Origin of the sequence: Streptomyces sp. W16, assembly GCF_033194735.1 — a bacterium.
Taxonomy (GTDB): Bacteria; Actinomycetota; Actinomycetes; order Streptomycetales; family Streptomycetaceae; genus Streptomyces.
This window is the reverse complement of the sequence record NZ_JAWOAI010000758.1, coordinates 1-3,625: the sequence shown is the minus strand read 5'-3', so window position 1 is coordinate 3,625 and position 3,625 is coordinate 1. Positions and strand designations below refer to the sequence as shown.

Annotated in this window: 5 protein-coding genes; 2 read left to right on the top strand and 3 right to left on the bottom strand. The window is 71.4% G+C overall.

Features of this window, described 5'->3' with window-relative positions:
* A partial coding sequence (locus tag R6V09_RS48695) for a PspC domain-containing protein (protein ID WP_317887863.1) occupies window positions 1–1,321 on the top strand: 1,321 nt, incomplete at its 5' end.
* Window positions 1,308–1,550, top strand: a complete 243-nt coding sequence (locus tag R6V09_RS48690) for a hypothetical protein (protein ID WP_317887862.1) — start codon at window positions 1,308–1,310, stop codon at window positions 1,548–1,550. The genes R6V09_RS48695 and R6V09_RS48690, both read left to right, overlap by 14 nt.
* Here the strand turns inward: R6V09_RS48690 and R6V09_RS48685 are convergent, their stop codons facing one another.
* From R6V09_RS48685 to R6V09_RS48675, 3 genes are all read right to left on the bottom strand, one after another.
* A complete protein-coding gene (locus tag R6V09_RS48685; protein ID WP_317887861.1) occupies window positions 1,551–2,081 on the bottom strand; it encodes a DoxX family protein in 531 nt (176 codons plus the stop codon). It abuts the gene before it with no gap.
* A gap of 140 nt (window positions 2,082–2,221) precedes the next feature.
* A complete protein-coding gene (locus R6V09_RS48680; protein WP_317887860.1) occupies window positions 2,222–2,710 on the bottom strand; it encodes a hypothetical protein in 489 nt (162 codons plus the stop codon).
* Between the two features lie 8 nt (window positions 2,711–2,718).
* A partial coding sequence (locus R6V09_RS48675) for a hypothetical protein (protein WP_317887859.1) occupies window positions 2,719–3,625 on the bottom strand: 907 nt, incomplete at its 5' end.

Below are 3,625 nucleotides of genomic sequence, written 5' to 3'. Positions count from 1 at the left end.
TGGCGCTTCGCCGGGTGCCGCGCCCGGCGACACCGTCACGGCCGCGCCTGCGCACCGGTTCCGGCGGGACCGGCGGTTCAAGGTGCTCGCGGGGGTGTGCGCGGGGCTCGGGCGGCAGTGCGACATGGACCCGGTGATCTTCCGGATCACGCTCGCGGTGCTCTCGGCGACGGGCGGCATCGGCCTCATCTTCTACGGCTTCGCCTGGCTCTTCGTCCCTTACGACGACGAGGAGGAGAACGAGGTCCGCAAGCTCTTCACCGGCCGCGTCGACGGCCAGGCCCTGGCGGCCGTGCTGTTCGCGCTGGTCGGCTGCGGTGTGTTCCTGTCGATGCTGAGCAACGCCAGCGTGCTCACCTTCGCCGTCGTCCTCTCCCTCCTGCTGGCCGGCGCGGGGTACTGGTCGCAGCAGCGCGGCGCCCCCGACCCCGACCCGCTGGCCGCACAGGCCGTCGCGGACGCCCCGCCGGAGGCCCAGGCACCGCCGGTGCCCGCCTCCTATCCCTCCTGGTGGCGCGACCCGATCGTCAAGGACGGCACCCACGTCGGTGGCACCGGGTATCTCTGGGGCCCCGGGGACTCCCGCGACCGTGACATCACGGACGCGATCCACATCAGCCTCGGCCCCTCGTACCCGCACTGGCGCGAGGATCTGCGGGCCCCGCGCCAGGCGACCCCGAAGCCGCGCGGCCCGCGCTGGATCGGCGGCTGGGTCTTCCTACTGGCCCTGCTCGCGGGCGCCCTCGGCACCGCCGCGAAATGGGACGACCAGGCGCTCGGCACCAGCCTGCAGACGGGCCTGGCCTGCGCGCTCGTCGTCTTCGGACTGGGGATCGCGGTCAGCGCGTTCGCGGGGCGTACGGGGGCGGGCTCGGTGTTCCTCGCGATCGTCACGGCAGGCCTGCTCGCCGCCTCGGCAGCCCTGCCCAAGGACCTCACCACCCACTGGGAGCGCCTCACCTGGCAGCCCACGGCGGTGGCCGAAGTACAGCCGAAGTACGACCTGGGGAACGGCGTGGGCACGCTCGACCTGACCCGGCTGCGGCTGACCAAGGGGCAGACGGTGACGACGGACGCCGAGGTGGGCATCGGGCAGTTGAAGGTGATCGTGCCGCCGGACGTGACGGTGAAGCTGAGTGTGGACGTGGGCGTCGGGGACATCCAGTTGCCCGGTGACGACAAGAAGGACGTGGACGTGGAACCGGGCAAGCACCAGCAGGTCACCCTGACCCCGGCGACGGGTGTGAAGAGCACCGGCACGCTGGACCTGGACCTCCGGGTCGACGTCGGACAGGCGGAGGTCAGCCGTGCTGCGTCATGAGTTCCAGCCGGGAAAGCTGGTCGTCGGTCTCTTCCTCGTCGCCGCGGGCGTGGCCTACGCCGGGGACGCGGGCGGGCTGTGGGTGACCGAGTGGTTCGCGGTGATCCCCCTGGTCGTGGTCGGCCTGGTGCTGGCCGGTGTGGTGGCGGGCATCAACGGGGCGGTCCGCAGACGACGCAGGGCCGGCCGTACGAGCACGGCCGACCCGGGTCCTGAGATATCCGGCTGACTACCGGTAGCCACCCGCCCGCTGCCTTCGCCTCGCTCGTAGTGCCGCGTCCAGGGAGAACACGGAGGCACCCGCGAGGACGAGGGGCAGCCAGGCCATCAGGTAGGCGAGGTCGTTGCCGTAGTAGTACGGGTCGGACTGCCAGCTGATGGTCAGCCACAGGCTGAGGGAGATCAGCGCGCCGCCGAGTGCGGCGATGCGGGCCAGCAGGCCGATCAAGGTACCGATGCCGACGGCGAGTTCACCGAAGGCGATGGCGTAGCCGAAGCCGACGGGGTTCTTCAGGGACAGATCGACGAGGGCCGGGATGGCGGACGAGTCGCGGACCGCGCGCATCGTCTCGCCGACCGACCCGGCGCCGGAGGACTTCATGAAGGCGCTGTCGGTGAGTTTGTCCAGACCCGCGTAGATGAAGGTGACGCCCAGGAAGACGCGCAGTGGGAGCAGGGCGTATCGGGTGGCGGTGTCCCGCCAACTCCGGTCGCCGTCGAGGTAGGGGGTTTGCGTATCCATTCGAGTGCCGTGAGTCATCGCCCTTAGCCGCCTCTCGCCCGCCGTTGACCCCTCAACAGACCATACGTACGAAAAGGGGGACCCGCTCAACCATGCTTCGGACAGTTTTTCGGACTTCGGCCGAGTTCGGGCGGCGGTCGGCCATGTTCTGTGGAGATTCAGATGTGGGCCCGGATCTGCCGCACGGGATGCCCGAGGGCTTCGGCGACGGCCGACAACTCGTCGTCGCCGAACCAGATGAGGCGCCCCGGGTTCCAGACGGCGATCTCGAAGCGGGCGAAGCCGCACGGCCAGTCGTAGTCGAGGGCGTCCAGAGAGGTGGCGGCGGCGCAGCAGGGGACGGTCACGGCGAGCGTCGGGAAGCCGTCCGGGTGTTGCTCGACCTGGTCGGCGTACCACTCCCGGTCGATCGAGGCGCCGCAGTGCGGACAGCCGATGCGTTCCAGGTTGCCGCCGCAGTCCACGACGGTCGGGGCGGCGTACCAGTCGACGTCGATCTCCGGATCGGCGTCGGCGTCCAGGCCGTCCGCAGGGGCCTGGTGGTCCGAGGACAGCCGGGTCACCAGGGCCGCCGCGCGCTCGCCGGCCTCTCGCCCGGGCTGCCAGTGAGGGTCGGTCGGGATGACCGACAGGACGTCGTCGCTCATGGGGCGGGTCAGTCCGTCACATCGACGAAGCAGGCGTTCGTCTCCACACCCGCCGCGGTCACGACCTGTACTTCCACGCGCCCGGGCTCGACGTCCACGGGGACCGGGACGGTCAACAGGGTGTCCGTCGGGTTGGCAAAGCCGCCGGTGACCGGGACCAGCGGGACATGGACGTTGACCGGGCCGATGCGGACGACCATGCGGGAGAGGCGGTCTGCTCCCTGGGCACCGGGAGGCACGAAGCCGGCGCCACGGATCTCGATGTCGTCGCCGGTGCGGATGGGGGCGTCGAGGTCACCCGCCTCACGGGACCGCACCACCGAGAGGATGACCGGACGGCCGCCCTCCGCGTACTTGCCGGCCAGGTATGTCGCGGCCGAGATGAGGACGACCACCGCCAACCCCCAAGGCAGGTCAGGCAGTTGGTCGGGGCGGCGGGCCAGTCGTACGGCCGCGAAGACGAGAGCGACGGCGCTGATCGCGACGTACTGGATGTCGGCGAAGGTGCCGCGGCCGGCGTCGTCGGTGAGGAGGTCGGCCGCGCGCGGGCGGTCGGCGGGGATCTTCTGGAGGCGCTGGCCGAGGACGCGCAGGCCGACCACGCGTCGTACCAGCACGGCGATCGCGCAGACCACAGCGAGGACGGTCACCACACCGGCGCCGCGGGCGAGTTCGAGGCCGGAGATGAGGGCGTCGCGTTCGGCGTGGTCGGAGGCGGCGGCGAGGCGGCCGGCCAGGACCAGCACCGCGTACGCCACGAACAGCACCCAGGACACGGCCACCGCGCGGGAGGTCGACAGGCGGTTGTCCTCACCGATGACCGGGGCCAACGCCCCGCCGCGTGCCCGGTGGAACCAGGAGGCGGCACTCAGCGCGCCGGCGACCACGAGCGCGGCCAGCAGCCCGGCCGTGCGG